Here is a 17,171-nt window from a genome sequence, read left to right on the forward strand (position 1 = left end):
CCTGGACCCCGCTCCACTGCACGACGACCCGTACGCGCCGGACGTCCGCCACGAGCGACCGCCTACCCGCCCCCGCCGCACGCCCCCGGCCGCCCGTACACCGTGATCCGGGCGCCCCGGACCTGTACGGTGCGGCAGATCTCGAACGCGGCGTGCAGAGTGGACCGCTTGGCGATCTCCTGGTCGTTGTCGTCGGCAGGCTGGCCGTCGGGGTCGCCGGCGACGATGATCCGGCGGGCGGTCAGCATCCGGTCGCGGATCGCATCGCCGGGCCGCTCGGTGCCGTAGAGGGTGTGGGAGGCCAACGGGCTCTCGGCCAGGGCGAGATCGCGCAGCCCGCGGAAGTCGCGGGGCAGGGTCGCCCGCCAGATCCGCCTCCGGGAGGGCATGAACAGCAGGCCGTCGCCCGGCTCGGCCACCTCGCGTACCGCGTGCGCGATCGCGGTGACGTCGTCGACCCGGCTGTCCGGGCTGCGCAGATGGACGTTGACGGGCAGCAGCACCACCGGCACCAGCACGACCGTCACCGCCCACCGCAGCCGCTTGCCACGGGTCTGGCCCCCGTCACCGACCGGCCGCAGCAGCCGCGCCAGCGCCGCGCCGGCGAGCAGCGCGAACCCGACGACGTAGTAGAGGACGTAGCGGTCCACGTAGGCCGGTTCGACATGGGAGAGGAGCAGCAGGAGGAGCGTGGGCAGGAGCAGCAGGGGGATGCCGAGCGCGCGCAGCCCGATCGGGCCGCGGGAGCGGACCCGGACCCGGGCGCAGGCGATGCCGAGGACCGCGAGCACGGCGAAGGTCAGCAGTTGGACCGGGTCCGGCCACATGAGCCAGCTGATCTGCGCGGACTGCCGGGTGCTGAACACCGCGAGCGGGGCCAGCCCCGCGAGGGTGGTGAACGCGGAGAGCAGCCAGGCGCGGAACACCCGGCGGGGCAGGCGCGCGAGGACGACCGCGGCGCCGTGCGCGGGCAGTGCGAGCGACGCGAACTCGTGCAGCAGGCAGGCGAGCAGCATCAGCGCCGTATAGCCGAGCCACAGCTTCCTGCGCGGACGGGCGGCGGCCAGCACCAGCAGACAGCCGGCCCAGACGACCAGGGCACAGACCGTCGCGTACGAGCGCCCCTCCTGCGCGTACTGCTGCACGACCGGGATCAGCGCGAAGGTGCAGCCCGCGAGCAGCCCCGCCCGCCGGCCGACCAGGCGCTCGCCGAGCAGCGCGACACCCGCCGCGGCGGCGGTCATCGCGGCCACGGACGGCAGCCGCAGGCCGACCGCATCGCCGAAGGCGCCGCCGAGGGTGACGTCGTAGACGCGGAACCAGAGGTGCATCAGCGCGTAGTAGAGACCGTGGACGACATCGACGTGCTGCAGCGTGGGCCACAGGTCGGCCAGGCTGCGGTGCGCCATGTCCCAGGTGACCGCCTCGTCCCGCCATATGGCGTCCTGCCGGCGGATTCCCCACGCCCCCAGGAACAGCATCAACCCCGCGGGCACCAGCATCACCGCGCCCTGCGCCACCCGGGCACCGCGGGTGGCTGCGGCGGGCGTGTACGTCTTCTGCGCTTGCGCTACGTCGATGACGGGCTCCGGTCACGCACGGGACGGAGGGACGGAGGGACGGAGGGACGGACGAACGATCACACACGGGCGGGACGATCACACAGGGACGAACGTACTGCGCGGCCGGTGAAAGGCCCCGGGGCTTCGGTGCCCCGAAAGCTTCCGGGTTTCCGGGGTTCCGGAGGCCCCGGCATCGCAGGCGGCGAAGCCTGCGACCACCAACGGCCGAGGGGCCCCGGGCCGGCCGCCCGGAGCCCCTCGCTCCGCTCAGGTGATGCGGATCAGCTTCGCGCCGAAGGTCGGCTCGACGAGGTCCTTCTGCAGCGCCACCGGCACCTTCTGCGTGCTCTCGCCGTTGCCGACCGTCAGCACGCCGACCTTGGTACCGGCCTTGGCGGTGTGCGGGATGCCCTTGCCGCCGTCGCTCATGGAGAACGTCGCCTTCATCCCGGACCAGCCGACCGCCGACATGTCCTTGGTCGCCACGACCGGCGTCTCGCCACCGAGGCCGTCGTCGACATAACCGACGACCTGGCCCTTCTTCACCACGGTGTCGGAGACCAGCGCATCGCGGGCCGCCGTGATCACCTTCTCGGTGTTGTTCAGGACCACGGCGAGCTGCGCGTTGGGGTCCGGGCTGTTGGTGTGCTGGTCCATGGTCACACCGAGCAGCAGTTGGTCCTTGCCGCCGACGGTGCGGTAGCCGGACCACATGAACGTGCCGCCGGCCGGGGTGCTCGACCCCGTCTTGATGCCGCTGACCTTGCCCGGCATCGTCGTGAGCAGGCGGTTGTTGTTGTAGATCCGGTCCGGAAGACCGTCGATCTGGGCGTTCTCGGTGCGCACGACCTCACGGAACACATCGTTCTTGACGACCTGTTCGGCGAGCTTCAGCTGGTCGACAGCGGTGCTGACGGTCGACTTCTCCAGGCCACTGGGGTCCGTGTACGTCGTCTTCGTCATGCCGAGCTTCTTGGCGGCCGCGTTCATCTTCTTCACGAACGCCGCCTCGGAACCGGCGTCCCAACGGGCGAGCTGGCGTGCGACGTTGTTGCCCGACGGGATCATCAGCATCTGCATCATCTGGTACTGCGTGAACTGCTGATCCTTCTTGAGCGGAACGCGCGACTCGTCCCCCTTGTTCGAGTCCGCCTCGCCCTGGGCGTCGACCTTGATCGTCTCGCCCTTCTGGCCCTTCTTCAGCGGGTGGTCGCGCAACAGCACGTACGCCGTCATCACCTTGGCGACACTCGCGGTCGGTACGGGCTTCTCCTGGCCGGACGTACCCAGGCTGCCGACCCCGACGACCATGGCCGCTGCCTGTCCCTGCTCGGGCCAGGGCATCGCGAGCTTGCCGCCCTTGAACGTGAACGCGGCCGACCCGCCGACCGCGAGCTTGGGGGCGGGCAGCGGGCGCACCGCCTGGGCGACCACGAAGACGACCGCCAGCAGCGCCACCAGCGGGGTCCAGATCTTGAACCGGCGGACGACCGTGCGCAGCGGAGTCTCGGGCGGCGGCGGGGTGTTGGTGAGCTGCGCCAGGAGGTCGAGCGGCGGCAGGGGCTCCTGCTTGGTCCGCTCCGACTCGGGCAGCGCGCCGGGCGCCGCGGCGGCCGTGGCTCCCGTGGTGGCGGGCGGCATGGCACCCGGCCGGCCCGCGGGCTTGGGCGCCGCGGTCGTTCCGGCGGGCTTGGCGGACTCGGCCGCGGGCAGCGCGCCGGACGTCTTGCCGTCCGGCTTCCCCTCCGGCTTCGCTTCCGGCTTGTCCACGGCCTTGTCGGCCGTCTTGCCCGCCGGCCGGCCCGCGGGCTTCTCCGTGGGCTTCTCGGACTTCTCCGCGGGCTCCGCGGCCTTGTCGGACGTCCGGGCGGGCGTCCTGGGCGCCGTCTTGCCCAGCGACTTGCCCGCCGTGCCGTCGTCCGACGACTTCAGCGCCACGAACTGACTGGTCCGCTCGGAGTCCCGCTCGGAAGGACCCGTCTTCTTGGGCTCGGGCTTGGCATCGGCCTTGGCGTCGGTCTTGGCGTCAGCCTTGGACCCCGTCTTGGCGTCGGCCTTGGGGTCGGCCTTGGGGTCGGCTGCGTCCTTGGCGTCGGCCTTGCCCTTACCCGCGGACTCGCTTGCGGGCTTGCTCTCCGTCTTACTCCCGCTCGCGGCCTCGTCCTTGGCCGAGTCCTTGCTGGGGGCCGAGTCCTTGCTCTGGGCCGAGTCCTTGCTCTTGGCGGGCGCGTTGATCTTGAACGCGGTGGTCGCCTGGTCGACGGCACCGGCCGCCGCACCCTTCCCCTTCAGCTTCGCGACAGCAAATACACGGGTCGCGTCATCCACCGCCGACTCATCGACGTCGACGTCACCCTCGTCGTCGCTCTTGCCGTCGCCCTTGGCGTCGCTCTCGCCCACACCCTTGCCGCCGACCGCAGCGCCGGCCTTCTCGTCGGACCTGCCCTTCTGCGGCCCGACGGTCTTGAAGACGGCGGTCGGCTGATCGACGACCTCGGGCGCAGTCTTGGCCGCCTCGTCCCGGTCATCGGCGCCGGCCTCGGCCTTGGGCGCGGACCCGGCCCCGCCCTCGTCACCCTTCGCCGCGGCCTTCTCGCCAGACTCTGCATCGGGCTTCGCACCGGACTCGACATCCGAGCCCTCGGCACCCGACGCCTTCGCGTCGGAGCGCGCCGCCCCCTTCGCCTCCGGCTTTGCGACGGCACCGTCAGCGCCCGCGCCCCCGTCCGCGTCCTCATCAAGATCGCCGGAAGCCGCGGAGGCCTCACCGTCGCCACCGCCGGCAGCTTCGGCGTTCTCGGCGCCCTCAGCACCCTCGACGCCCTCGTCCTCGCTCCCCGCGACCCAGGCGGCCACAGCGGCACGCAGGCGGGCGTCGCCCCCCTCACCGCCACCGGCGCCCTCAGCGGCCTCCTGAGGCGCCTCCGACGCCTCAGACGCATCGGCCCCCTCGGACCCCGCGGTCGCCTCGGAGGAGCCCACAGACTCCGACTCGGCCACGGACTCCGTCTCGGCCGCAGACCCCGACTTCACTCCAGCCCCCGACTTCGCCCCGGACTTCGACTTCGCCCCGGACTTCGACTTCGCCGCGGACTTCGACTTCGCCGCGGACTTCGGCGTCGCCGCAGCCTCCGACTTCTCCCCGGGCTTCGGCTTCTCCTCAGGTTTCGAGGACGTTCCGGCCCCCGATTCCTTCGCCGGCTCGGCCGGCTCCCCGCGGAAGGCGGACAGGCGCGGATCGCGTTTGCTCCGCGCCGTCTCCCCCGACGACTGCTTCTTGTCCGACTTGTCGGGGGACTCGCCCGCCACCGATGTCTCCTTCATACGTCGCACTGCCTGCCTGGCCCAGTGTTTCCAAGTGTCCTGTGTCCGCGTGGCACCACCTCGCCGCCACGCGTACCGGAAGGCGCCGCACCCCACAGAAAGATGTCGCTGACGTGCAAGACGAGAACGACATACCTACCGGTTCCATACCGAACCCCCCACGCACCCTCGACAGATGAATGTGAGAGGGGTCACCCTGTCATTCATCCACGCGGGGAGGCATGGATGGGCAGGAGCCGCAGAACAATTCCGGAGGAGCTTCTGCTGCTCGCTTTGGACCCGACGACGGGTACCACAGCGCAGCCGCAGTCGCTCGACCTCGGCCTGGCCGGGGCCCAGCTAGTAGAGCTGGCTCTGGCAGGACGGATAGCCCCAGACGGGGATCGTATCGCCGTGGTGATGGCACGGCCGACAGGAGATCCAACTCTGGACTCCGCGCTCGAACTGCTGCGCCGACGCGGCAGTCCGGTGCGCGCGGTCCACTGGATCGGCGGGCCCCGGCTGGGGCTGCGCCAGACCTACCTCACGCACCTGGAACGGTGCGGCATGGTGCATGCCGTGGCGGGACAGATGTGCGGGGTGCTGCCGACGACGCGCTACCAGGCGACGGAGACGGCCATCAGCCGGGAAATCAGGGCCCGGCTGGACAACGCGATCCGCACCGGCGTACCCCCGGACCCGCGGACCGCGGCGCTCGCCGCGCTGGCCCATGCGGTCGGTCTCGGCAAGCACCTGTATCCAGGGAACGAAGGGCGTTCATCGCGCTCCCGTCTCCGGGATCTGATCCGGCACGACCCGATGGGCGGGCTGGTCGCACACGCCGTCATGGATGTGCAGAACGGCGCCGCGGCGCAGCCACGGCGGCCGCAGCCGGCCGGCGCGGCAGCCGTACGGCAACCGGCGGCCCGGGCCACGGCGGAACCGGCCGGCGCGCCGGGTCAGTCGCGGCACGGCCATGGCCGGATGGCCCGGGTAGGAGCCCGCTGACGACGTAGCCGCCGAGCGGGGCCCGCGCGCCACCGCTGCACCACCGCACCACCGTCCCCACGTACCCGTTCGGGAGCCGCAGCAAGAAGCGCGGGGTGGCGGGCCGGCCGTTCAGGACGACGGCCGGCCCGCCACCCCGCGCGCGTGCGCGGGCGCATATGCGCGATTCCGGTCCCAAAATTCCACCGTGACCACCTTGTCCAGCCATTTGCCAGCGCGGCGCGGACCGTTGGTGGCAGTCTGCTGAGCAGAAAACAGCAGTACGGAGCCGGAGGTGCACTTAGCGTGGCGTCCAACGTCAACCCCACCGTCAGGCGACGCCGATTGGGCCAGGAGCTGCGCAGGCTTCGAGAGGCCAAGGGCATGACGGCAGAAGAGGTGGCGGACCGGCTGCTCGTCTCGCAGTCGAAGATCAGCAGCCTCGAGAACGGCCGTCGCAGCATCAGCCAGCGCGATGTCCGCGATCTGTGCGGGGTCTACGAGGTTGCCGATCAGCACATGGTCGAATCCCTCATGCAAATGGCCAAGGAGTCCCGTCAGCAGGGCTGGTGGCACGCATTCGGGAGCCTTTCGCCGAGCTACAGCGTCTACATCGGGCTGGAAGCCGATGCGCTCTCCGTGCGGAATTACGAGTCGCTTCTGGTGCCGGGCCTCCTGCAGACGCCCGAGTACGCGGAGGCCGTGATCCGCGGGATGTGGCCCGAGGCCACTCCGGAGGACGTCGAGAGCCGGGTCGGCGTGCGCCTCAAGCGGCAGCAGCGACTGCGCGCGTCCGAGTCCCCGCTCCGCTTCTGGGCCGTGATCGACGAGTCGGCTACCCGCCGGATCGTCGGGAACCGGCAGACGATGCGCGAACAGCTCGAGCACCTCGTCGAGTTGAGCCAGCTCCCCCACGTCACCCTCCAGGTGGTCCCGTACGCGGTGGGATCGCACCCCGGAATGACCGGGACGTTCTCCATCCTGGAGTTCGACGACCCCTCGGACTCGACCACGGTCTATTTGGAAGGCGTCACCAGCGACCTCTACTTGGAGAAACACGGAGACGTCCACAAGTACGGGATCATGTACGAGCACCTGCGAGCCCAGGCGCTGAATGCGGACGAGACCAGAAAATTCATCTCGGATGTGGCCAAAGAGTACGCCACCTGATACGGCGGGGGCGGAAAGTACACCACCGCGCACCACAGTGGAAGAGCCCTCCGGCATATGTCATCCGGTCGAGTGATCGGCTCCCCCCGTTAGCGATGTTGGAGCGTAGCGTCGTCAGCACTCCGAGAAGTCACCGCTTCTCGCCCACCCGAACGCACGGGAGTGCACATGACGAGGAACCTCAACACTGCTCTGACGTGGCGGAAGTCGACTTACTCGGGCAAGGACGGAAACTGCGTCGAGGTGGCCCCTCTGGAACATTCGGCGGTGGCCGTCCGCGACAGCAAGGCGCCTCGTGGGCCGGTTCTCGCCTTTTCGCAGCAGGCCTGGACGGCTTTGCTTTCGGATATCGATCGCGGCCACCTGGACAGCGCCTGACGCCACCGCTGCCCTGCCTTACGACACGAGCCCTCTCGACTGGTCCGCCGTCCTGGCCGAGGGGGCTCTGCCTCGCCCGCTGTGCAGCCTCTGACCGCCGAGCGCCCCTCCGCTCGCTCCCCGTAAAGAGCCCCGCTCAGCGGAGCTCATCGACATAGCGGTCGGTCCCCGGCAGAGTGGGAATGAAGGGCGCGACCAATTCGACAGAACCGAGACCACGATCCGCCACGAGGGAATCAAGTCCGGTGAATTGCCCGGTCCAGCAGGATCGTGGGTCCTGCTCCAGGAACCAGAGAAGTGTCAGGCGATTCTCCACGCCCTCCACCTGCTTGACGTATGACATCCGGTCTTCGGGTAGCGGATGGGGGCAAAAGGCCATCACCATGGCCACAGGTGACCCCGGCAGACTTTCCTCGAGGTGCTCCGCACACAGCCAATCGAGCAGTTCGGCACGCTGGCCGGCATCGGCGGCGTCGATCACCTCCATGACCAATCCGCCGTAGGGGTAATCCAAGGCATGGAAATCGCGGGGGCCGTCGGCGCCGTCCCGGTACACCGTGGCCACATGCTCATGGAAAGCCGTGAAGATGTGGGTGCGCTCGCGATAGACACGGCCGTCCCCATTGAGCCGCTGGTTGATTCCCACGCTCCACTTGATGTGCTCGGGATAGCGCCCCTGCGTCACCCAGTACGTCGAGAGGTAACACCCACTGGTCACGGGCCGCGCGATCGCGGACTCCGCCGGGTACCTGAGGAGCTGGAGGTCGCGCGTAGCCACCCACCGACGGCCCGCATACATCCACGGCATGGCCATGGCTCCGGCAATGAAGTGGTCGTCCTCGTACCACCTGTTGTAGGCACGCTCATGGCCGGCATGCGGCTCCACCATCGTGATCAGCGCGTGGCCCGGACGGACGCCGTACGGACCCACGCCGGCCAGCTGGGCATACGTTTCCACGTGCGTCACTTCGCTCATCGCGGCACTCCCACGGCAGGCAGATCTGACAGAGCACCATAGATTCTGATGCCCTGTCAGATTCATGGCTAGGGGTGCGCCCGGCTACTGCGCGGCGGCCTCCGCCGCCCGCAGCGCGGTGAGGCAGTCAATCGTCTCTTGGTGATCTTCTCCGTACACGCGTCGGCAGGCCGCGAGCGTCTCCCTCCCCTTTTGGACCGCCTCTTCCATGCGCCCGGCAACAAACGCGATACGAACGAGCTCGATGCGGATGAGCAGCGTGAGGTGATGCTCGTCCCCGAGCATCGACTGTCGAACGCCGAGGACCTCCTCCGCCAGCTGCTGGGCTTCCTCCCACTGGCCAAGGCCCCGCAGGACCATGGCGAGCCGATTCGCACTGGCCATCGCGAGCCAGTGCTGCTCACCGTGCACCCTTCTGCAGCCCTCCAGGGCACGGCGGGCCGGGCCCTCGGCATCCGCCGGCCTGCCCACCTCGTCGAGCACAAATGCCCTGGTGAGGGTGCTGCTGATGGTGATGGGGTGCTCGGCTCCCAGCACCCTTTCGCTGACCTCACAAATCTCTTCGGAGATCCGGACGTTCTCCTCCTGGTCCCCTATGCGACACAGCACCTCCGCCAGAAGGCCCCGGCTGTGCAACGTGTCAGGGTGCCCCTCGCCCAGGACCCGCTCGCGCCCTTCCGCGGCCCGGCGGATCGTGCGCTCGGCAGCGGGCCAGTCCCCCAGCAAATAGAGGCCGAAGAACAGCTCATGAGCGCTGCGCAGCGTGTCCGGGGAATCGGCACCCAAAATGCGCTCGCGTCGGGTCAGCACCTCGCGGTGCAAGGAAATCGCAGCATCGTGGTCGTCGGCCCAGAAAAGGGTCCTGGCGAGCTGATGCTGATCCTCGAGGAAGACCGGGTCGTCCGCCGGAACATTCCGCCGGGCCACGTCGACCACGAGTTGCGCCAGCGGATGTACGGTGAGTTCCTCACCTCGCTCCATCAGGTCGTTGCGGAGCCGGCGGGCCGACGTCAAGGCGGTGGCAACGACGTCTTCGCCGCCTTCTGCTTCCGCGTTCCGGAGTAGTTGGACAGCGTGCGGGACCATCATGTTTCGCATGCGATCTCCAGCAGGTGTGGGGACTTCCTCCGGAAGAGCCCGGAGAAAGAGAGCGCAAGCCGCCGCCAGCAGGGGTGCCCGCAAGCGTGCGGGGATGCCCCCGAAGACCGTGTCGAGCACCAGCGCGTGGAGCTGCACGATGCGAGTGGGTCGTTCACCACCCCGGCCGGGGAAGTCCTCGACCAGGACCAAGGCCTGGCCGACGAGCCCTCGCAGACATGCCTCGACCCGGCTGCTGGAAAGCGGCGTTTCGAGCCTTCCCAGTCCGGCGGCTTCCAGGCCTCCGGGACGGATGAGGCTGATGGGCAGCGGATCGGGGGCGAAGCAGCTGAACAACCGCATCAGCGTGCCTGCCTCGGGCAGCCCTCGCTCGGCCAGCGCGTCAAGGGAGAGCTGCCAGGTGCTGCCGAGAGTGCGCCGCAGATCGGAGTCCCAGGGGACGCTCCCGTTGTCGATCTGCACGCTCGGTTCATGGGCCAGCCGACGGCGGAAGTCGGCCATGGTCACCGCCTCCAGCAGCTGATCGGAGAGCTGCGAGCCGACGAGCATGAGCGCCAGCGGAAGACGCCCCACCGCTTGCGCCAGCTCCAGTGCTTCCTCGTCGCTGCCGGTGGAGGGCGCAAGATCACTCAGCACCAGGGCCGCGTCCTGCGGCGGCAGAAGGCCGATGTGGTGGAGCTCGGCGTCCGACCAGACCGGCGATTGCCCCTGCCGCGTGGTCACCAGGACGGTCCCGTACCGGCTGGGCCTGATCCAGCCGCCGTCGAGGACACCGGGGTCATCAGCGTTGTCCATCACGAGTACCCATGGCGTGCCCGGCCGGTCCAGATAGCCCCAGACCAGGTCCGCGGCAGGCCGGTGCCCTCGATGGACCGCTTCGAGTTCCGCGACGGTGGCACCCCGCTCGGCGGCAACCGACAACATGCCCGCACGCAGCGCGGAACGGCTGGCGGTGTTCACCCAGAAGCCCTCAACGGCATGGCCGTCGACCGTCTCGTCGAAGACGAATCGCGCCAGGGTGGTTTTGCCGCATCCACCCAGACCGTGCAGCACATGGATCCGCGCGCCGCCCAGAGTCGTGACGGCGGAGAGAAGTTTCGCCTTCGCCTCGTCCCGGTTACGTACGACGACCGGCTTCGGCGCCGCCAAGGGGACCCGAATCGAGTCCGGCCCCATACCTCCGGGGGGTTGCTGAGGGAAGTTCGGCCCCGTCGCCTCACCGCTGTAGTGGTGGTGATGCTCGGTGATGTGCTGATCCCCGTCTGCTTGGAATACCCTCCCGTGCCCTTCGGCCACGACTCCGGGACCCCCGGAATTCCCCCGAGGCTGCTGCTCCGACATTCTCCTGAACTCCTCTGCCGGCCCCGCTGGTTGACTGCTTCGCTCCATGAACGCGCCATTCGGGGCGTAAGAACTCCCTTCGGGCGAGTCTCGCTCAGGCTTCCCGGATGGTCTGGCTACCGCCCGCTTGATAGACGCGAGCATGCCCGGAGGCCGTCGCGGTCATCTGGACCCCGATACGGGGCTGATCGGCGGGGGCCAGCAGAGGATTCAGCTCTTCGTCCAGGACGCGGCGCAGTTCGCCCGCGAGGGACGGATCGTCCCGGAGCAGCCGGCGGAGTCGGCGCTGCCAGTCGGCGGCGAGTTCCTCTTCCACTTGCGAATCGCCCTCGTCCCGAGCAGCGATCACCTCAGCCCGGACGTCGGCGAGTTCGGCCTCGATGGCTGACACCCGTTCCGGATGCACTCGACGCCATAGCGCCACCGTCGCATCGCGGGCGTGCTGCCAGGCATCGGTGGCCATGCTGCTCACCAAGGCAGTGCCCGCCGCGACTACCAACGGATCCATTCCGCTCCCCCATTCGAAGAGTCCGTGTCCGGACGTCACCGTAGCCGGACCGCACGACATCGGTCCGAGGCTTCCCTCATGTGGGAGCCCATCATGCGGTCCCCCCTGCACACCGCCCTTCGGCGCGCTTAAGCTGCCGGTTATCTGCAGCTAACGCCGGTTAATCGCAGACACGAGCGATGGGAGCCGCCATGTCGGACGCGATCCTTGCCCGCGCAGCCACTGCCGTTCCGGGGCTTGCCGCGCGTGTGGCGCGGACCGGCAGTTCGCCCGTGCGCGACATCCTGGCGCTGACCGCGCGCCCCGAGGTCATCTCGTTCGCCGGCGGACTGCCGGCGCCCGAGCTGTTCGACGCTGCGGGGATAGCGGCCGCGTTCCAGCATGTGCTGGCAGAGGAGCCGATGCGCGCCCTGCAGTACTCCACCAGCGAGGGCGATCCGGCGCTGCGTGCGGCCGTCGCGGCGCGCACCACCGCGCGCGGGCTGCCCACCGACGCCGATGACCTGCTGGTGACCACCGGTTCGCAGCAGGGTCTGACGCTGCTGGCCACGGCCCTGCTGGAGCCGGGTGATGTGGTGCTGGTCGAGGACCCCTGTTACCTCGCGGCGCTGCAGACCTTCTCCTTCACCGGCGCCCGGGTGGTGCCGGTGCCGACCGACGACGAGGGTCTGGATCCGGCGGCGCTCGACGAGATCACCGCGCGCGAGCGGCCCAAGCTGCTCTATCTCGTGCCGACGTTCCAGAATCCGACCGGCCGCACCCTGTCCGCGGAGCGCCGGGCCGCGGTCGCCGAGGTCGCCGCGCGGCGCGGGCTGTGGATCGCCGAGGACGACCCGTACGGGGAGCTGCGGTTCGAGGGCGAGCCGGTGCCGTGGGTGGCCTCCTTCCCCGGGGCCGAGGACCGTACGGTGCTGCTCGGTTCGTTCTCCAAGGTGATGGCGCCCGGCCTGCGGCTGGGTTGGTTGCGGGCGCCTGCCGCACTGCGGCGCGCCTGTGTGATCGCCAAGCAGGCCGCCGATCTGCACACCTCGACCATCGATCAGGCCGCCGCGGCACGGTACTTGGCGGTCGCCGACCTGGACGCGCATCTGCGGCGGGTGCGCGACGCCTACCGTGCGCGGCGGGACGCCCTGGTCGACGGGCTCCCCACGGCGCTGCCCGAGGGCTCGCGCTGGAACCGGCCGGCCGGCGGCATGTTCGTGTGGGCGACGCTGCCCGAGGGGTACGACGCGACGGCACTGCTGCCCGAGGTCGTGCGGCATGACGTCGCCTACGTCCCCGGGGCTCCGTTCTTCGCGGGGCCGCCGGACGCGACGGCCGTCCGCCTGTCGTTCGTGACGCACGCGCCGGAGGAGATCCGGGAGGGGCTGGGGCGACTGCGGAAGGCCCTGGAGGGGGCGCTGCAGGAGGGGTGAGTGCGCCCGGGGGGGCGGAAGGGCGCGCGTCGGGACGGCGGGTGAGTGCGGGCGCCGCGTGGAGATGCGGGAGAGCGCGGGGAATGCGCGAGGGCGTGGGGGACACGGGAGGGCATGGAGGGGGCCGGGGTACGCGGCTGACGGCCTGACCGCGCCGGAATCCGCCTGGCTGCCGGCTCTGGTCTTCCTCGGCCGTCGGACCTAACCTGACGCCTCATCAGGAGCGAGCCCAGGGTCCGGCCGGGAGGCGCACATGCTGCTGCGGAACAAGACCGTCATCGTCTCGGGCGTGGGGGCCGGGCTCGGCCATCAGGTCGCGGCGGCCTGTGTACGGGACGGCGCCTCGGTGGTACTGGGCGCCCGTACGGAGGCGAATCTCGCCAAGTCCGCGGCACAGATCGACCCTTCGGGCGGACGGACGGCCTGGCGGGCAACCGATATCCGCGACGAGGGCCAGTGCGAGGCGCTGGCCACACTGGCCGTGGAGCGGTTCGGGGGCATCGATGCGGTGATCCATGTCGCCGCGCTGGACTCGCTCTTCGGGGGGCTGCGCGACGCCGACTTCGACTCCTGGCGCGACGTCGTGGACGTCAACCTCTTCGGCACGCTGCGGATGACCCGCGCCTGCCTGCCGTCCCTGATGGCGCGCGGCGGCGGCTCGGTGGTGATGATCGGCACCCAGTCGTCGGTCGCCGCCCCCTCACAGGTGCAGCAGGCGGCGTACGCGGCTTCCAAGGGTGGGCTGGTCTCGGCGATGTACTCGCTGGCGCGTGAGCTGGGGCCGGACCGGATACGGGTCAACACCGTGCAGCCCGGGTGGATGTGGGGCCCGCCGGTGGAGGCGTACGTACGGTTCCAGGCGCAGAGCGAAGGCGTGCCGGAATCCGAGGTGCTGGGCCGGCTGACGGAGCGGATGGCACTGCCCGAGCTGGCGACGGATGCGGAGGTGGCCGAGGCCGCGGTCTTCCTGGCCTCCGACCGGGCGCGCGCCATCACCGGCCAGTCGCTGCTGGTCAACGCGGGGGAGCTGATGCGGTAGCCGGGCCCCTCTGGACTCCCCCTTTCCGGAGGCCGGGTTCGAGCTGGGAAACCGTACGGGGTGCCGTTCCCGTACGGCCGCCCGGTCCGACCCGGTCCCGGGCGGCCAGGCCAGGCCAGGCCAGGTCAGGCCCGCGGGTACCGGGCGAGCCACCCCGGGGACGAACCGGCCGGGCCGTGCAGCGCGGGGCCCTGCGTCATCTCCATCGAGAAGTCGTCGGCGAGCTGCAGGATCGTCTCCCGGCCCTCCAGCTCGACCAGCCACACCGGCGGCAGTGCCGTCTCGCCGTGCAGGGTTCCCAGCAGGTTGCCGCAGATGGCGCCGGTGGAATCGCTGTCACCGCCGTGGTTGACGGCGAGCAGCAGGCCATGGCGGATGTCCTCGGCGACCAGTGCGCAGTACACGCCGATCGCCAGCGCCTCCTCGGCCGTCCAGCCCTCGCCCAGCGACTCCACCCGGGCGGGCGTCGGCATGCCCTGCCGCACCGCTCCGAGCGCACGCTTGAGGGCGTCGGTGGTCTCCTCGTGGCCGGGGCGGGTGGCCAGGTGCGCCAGCGCCTTCTGTACGGCGCCGTCGAGGTCCTCGCCGCGGGCCAGCGAGTGGCTGATGACCGCGAACGCGCCGGCCGCCAGATAGCCGGTGGGGTGGCCGTGGGTCTGCGCCGCGCACTCGGCGGCGAGCTGGAAGACCAGCTGCGGCTCCCAGCCGACCAGCAGTCCGAACGGCGCGGAGCGCATCACCGCGCCGCACCCCTTCGAATCCGGGTTCTTGGGCGACTCGAGCGTGCCCATCACCTCGTCGCCGAGGCCGCTCAGGCAGGCCCGGCCGGGCGCCCGGCGGGAGTACAGCCACTCCTCGCGGGCGAGCCAGCCGTCGTCCTTCCTGCGCTCGTCCGGGCCCCAGTCGCGCTGGGTGGCGGCCCAGCGCAGGTAGGCGCGGTGGACGTCGGTGGGCGGATGCCAGGCGCCGGTGTCGCGGCGTACCTGGGCCCGGATCAGGCCGTCCACGGTGAACAGGGTCATCTGGGTGTCGTCGGTGACCGCGCCGCGCCGCCCGAAGGCGGGGACGAAATCAGCCACGCCCTCCTGGCCGTGCGCCGTGCGGATCGCGTCGAGCGAGTCGAATTCGATACCGGCGCCCAGCGCATCGCCGATGGCGCCGCCGAGCAGACAGCCGCGTACCCGACTACGGAAGTCCTGCTGTTCAGCGCGGCCCCAGATGGCGCCGACTCCCGCTGCGCTCACTGCGCCCTCCCGAAACCGACAACGTACCGGGGCCTTGCGGGGCCCCTGGCGCAGCACTGTAATCGACCAGGATTGATCAATTTCAGGCCAGGTGAGGATTGCGGCTAGTCACTCGCAAGGCGGCTTTTGACCGGTACAGCCCCGATGGGCACGGGCTCGGCCGATACGGCCATGGCCGAAACGAGTCCATCGGCACCGATCGGTACGACTTCGTCGGCATGGGATTCGCCGACAGGGGTTCGGCGGCATTCGAGGGTCCGCGAAAAATCGATCTTGTCGGCTCGGTCGGGGCGACTCGATACTGGCCGTCGCCGGGTCCGGGCTGAGCCGGGCTGGACCGGGCAGGGCTGAGCCAGTACTGATCGTCTCCGTACGGGGCGGCGCAGTACGGGCACCTCGATACGGGTACCGCGCGGTCCAGGCGTCTCCGTACAGGCGCCTGGTCCAGACGCCCGGTCCAGGCGCCCCGCTACGAGCGTCACGGCACGAACGCCTCGCCACGGGCCGCAGCCTCCGGCCCGAGCACCGCCCGGTCATCCGTCACTCCGGCCATCCGTCACACCCGCTGTCCCTCACACCTCTCGGGAGGATCCGCATGACTCCGCGCTGTGCCGTGCTCGACGACTACCAGGGCGTCGCCCTCTCCATGGCCGACTGGTCCGTTCTGGCGGATGCCGTCGACGTCCGTACGCTGCGGCAGCCCTTCCGCTCCGAGGACGAGGTGGTCGCGGCGATCGGCGACTGCGAGATCCTCGTCGCGATGCGTGAACGCACCCCGTTCCCCGCCTCGCTCCTCGCCCGGCTGCCGCGCCTCCGGCTGCTGATCACCTCCGGAATGCGCAATGCCGCCATCGACCTGGAGGCCGCCGCCCGGCATGGCGTCACCGTCTGCGGTACGGCCAGCAACACGGAGCCGACCGTCGAGCTGACCTGGGCACTCATCCTGGGCCTCGCGCGCAATGTGGTCACCGAGAACACCGCGCTGCGCGACGGCGGCCCCTGGCAGAGCACCCTCGGCGCCGACCTGCACGGCCGTACGCTCGGCCTGCTCGGCCTGGGCAAGATCGGTAGCCGGGTCGCCCGGATCGGCCAGGCCTTCGGCATGAACGTGACGGCCTGGAGCCGAAACCTCACCGCCGAACGCGCCGCTGAGGTGGGTGTGCAGGCCGCCGCCACCAAGGACGAGCTCCTGGAGACCAGCGACTTCGTCTCCGTACACCTCGTCCTCGGCGACCGCACCCGCGGCCTGCTCGGCGCCGATGAGCTCCGCCGGATGCGGCCCACCGGCTACCTCGTCAACACCTCCCGCGCCGCCATCGTCGACCAGTCCGCGCTGCTCCGGGCGCTGCGGGAGAACTGGATCGCCGGCGCCGGCCTGGACGTCTTCGACCAGGAGCCGCTGCCTGCCGACCACCCCCTGCGCACCCTCCCGAACGTGCTCGCCCTCCCCCACCTCGGCTATGTCACGCGCCGCAACTACGAGGGCTACTTCCAGCAGGCCGTCGAAGACATCACCGCCTTCCTGGCGGGCGCCCCTGTCCGCCAACTGGGCTGAAGAGGGCCGGTCGGCCGCCGCCGGACACCCTCCACCACCGCCGGCGGCAGACGGCCTCTCCTACGGGTCGGATCCGGCACCACACCCGTCACTCCCTCCCGACCTGTCGCACCGGGGGGCTCATTCGTTCGATGATGGCGGGGGCGCGCGCTGGGCATGCTCTCCCCATGTCCGAGTACGAGTGGGACCGCACCACCATGGCTGTCGTCGCCTCCGCGCTTTCCGGAGACAGCGACGGCGCGGTGGAACTCCTCCGGCCGCTCCCCCAGAGCGATGTCTGCCATATCGCGGTGCGGCTCGCCGCCATGGCCGCCGACGCGCTGATCGTCGCCGCCCAGGACAGCGGCGGCGACCGCGAAGAGGCGCTGTCGCAGTGGCAGCAGTGCATCCTGCAGCACGAGGCCGAGTACGAGGGCGAGTAGGGAACCCGGCCGAGCGGCCCACCGCCCGAGCAGCCGGTCGGTCCACGGGCGCCGTCGTCGCCCGCCGGACGGCGACAAACCGCCGCGAGAGGACAGTTGACGGCAGCGACCGGAAGGCGGGACGCACCTGATGGTTATGCGCGCCCGGAACTGCCGCGGCCACCCGCTCGCCG

Annotated in this window: 13 protein-coding genes; 7 read left to right on the forward strand and 6 right to left on the reverse strand. The window is 70.4% G+C overall.

Annotation, left to right across the window (positions count from 1 at the left end):
• Window positions 1-62: 62 nt before the first annotated feature.
• Window positions 63-1,520, reverse strand: a complete 1,458-nt coding sequence (locus tag Scani_RS32985; protein WP_246296285.1) for a glycosyltransferase family 39 protein — start codon at window positions 1,518-1,520, stop codon at window positions 63-65.
• Between the two features lie 309 nt (window positions 1,521-1,829).
• Entirely contained in the window at window positions 1,830-4,886 is a 3,057-nt protein-coding gene (locus Scani_RS32990; protein ID WP_246296286.1) for a serine hydrolase, read from the reverse strand.
• Window positions 4,887-5,111: 225 nt separating this feature from the next.
• Between Scani_RS32990 and Scani_RS32995 the strand changes: the two genes are divergently transcribed.
• The 3 genes from Scani_RS32995 (at window position 5,112) to Scani_RS33005 (ending at window position 7,400) form a co-directional block, all read left to right on the forward strand.
• Window positions 5,112-5,873, forward strand: a complete 762-nt coding sequence (locus Scani_RS32995) for a GOLPH3/VPS74 family protein (protein WP_159481395.1) — start codon at window positions 5,112-5,114, stop codon at window positions 5,871-5,873.
• A gap of 285 nt (window positions 5,874-6,158) precedes the next feature.
• Window positions 6,159-7,022: a helix-turn-helix domain-containing protein gene (locus Scani_RS33000; protein WP_159481396.1), complete on the forward strand. Its 864-nt coding sequence runs from the start codon at window positions 6,159-6,161 to the stop codon at window positions 7,020-7,022.
• 168 nt (window positions 7,023-7,190) lie between these two features.
• Window positions 7,191-7,400, forward strand: a complete 210-nt coding sequence (locus Scani_RS33005) for a DUF397 domain-containing protein (RefSeq protein WP_159481397.1) — start codon at window positions 7,191-7,193, stop codon at window positions 7,398-7,400.
• Window positions 7,401-7,536: 136 nt separating this feature from the next.
• Here the strand turns inward: Scani_RS33005 and Scani_RS33010 are convergent, their stop codons facing one another.
• From Scani_RS33010 to Scani_RS33020, 3 genes are all read right to left on the reverse strand, one after another.
• Entirely contained in the window at window positions 7,537-8,376 is an 840-nt protein-coding gene (locus Scani_RS33010) for a hypothetical protein (protein WP_159481398.1), read from the reverse strand.
• Window positions 8,377-8,460: 84 nt separating this feature from the next.
• Window positions 8,461-10,623, reverse strand: coding sequence for a tetratricopeptide repeat protein (locus Scani_RS33015; protein ID WP_159481399.1), 2,163 nt, complete (start codon window positions 10,621-10,623; stop codon window positions 8,461-8,463).
• Between the two features lie 286 nt (window positions 10,624-10,909).
• Window positions 10,910-11,278, reverse strand: coding sequence for a hypothetical protein (locus tag Scani_RS33020; RefSeq protein WP_159481400.1), 369 nt, complete (start codon window positions 11,276-11,278; stop codon window positions 10,910-10,912).
• Window positions 11,279-11,514: 236 nt separating this feature from the next.
• Between Scani_RS33020 and Scani_RS33025 the strand changes: the two genes are divergently transcribed.
• A complete protein-coding gene (locus tag Scani_RS33025; RefSeq protein ID WP_159481401.1) occupies window positions 11,515-12,738 on the forward strand; it encodes an aminotransferase-like domain-containing protein in 1,224 nt (407 codons plus the stop codon).
• A gap of 253 nt (window positions 12,739-12,991) precedes the next feature.
• Window positions 12,992-13,777, forward strand: coding sequence for an SDR family oxidoreductase (locus Scani_RS33030; protein ID WP_159481402.1), 786 nt, complete (start codon window positions 12,992-12,994; stop codon window positions 13,775-13,777).
• A gap of 125 nt (window positions 13,778-13,902) precedes the next feature.
• On the opposite strand, the gene Scani_RS33035 is transcribed toward Scani_RS33030, so the two are convergent.
• Entirely contained in the window at window positions 13,903-15,021 is a 1,119-nt protein-coding gene (locus Scani_RS33035) for an ADP-ribosylglycohydrolase family protein (protein ID WP_159481403.1), read from the reverse strand.
• 595 nt (window positions 15,022-15,616) lie between these two features.
• Between Scani_RS33035 and Scani_RS33040 the strand changes: the two genes are divergently transcribed.
• Complete coding sequence (locus Scani_RS33040; RefSeq protein WP_159481404.1) at window positions 15,617-16,576, forward strand: D-2-hydroxyacid dehydrogenase family protein; 960 nt, start codon at window positions 15,617-15,619, stop codon at window positions 16,574-16,576.
• Between the two features lie 167 nt (window positions 16,577-16,743).
• Window positions 16,744-16,998 carry a hypothetical protein gene (locus tag Scani_RS33045; RefSeq protein WP_086720495.1) on the forward strand — a complete coding sequence of 85 codons (255 nt, stop codon included), beginning with the start codon at window positions 16,744-16,746 and terminating at the stop codon, window positions 16,996-16,998.
• Window positions 16,999-17,171 lie beyond the last annotated feature (173 nt).

It is taken from the genome of Streptomyces caniferus (genome assembly GCF_009811555.1).
GTDB classification, from domain to species: domain Bacteria; phylum Actinomycetota; class Actinomycetes; order Streptomycetales; family Streptomycetaceae; genus Streptomyces; species Streptomyces caniferus.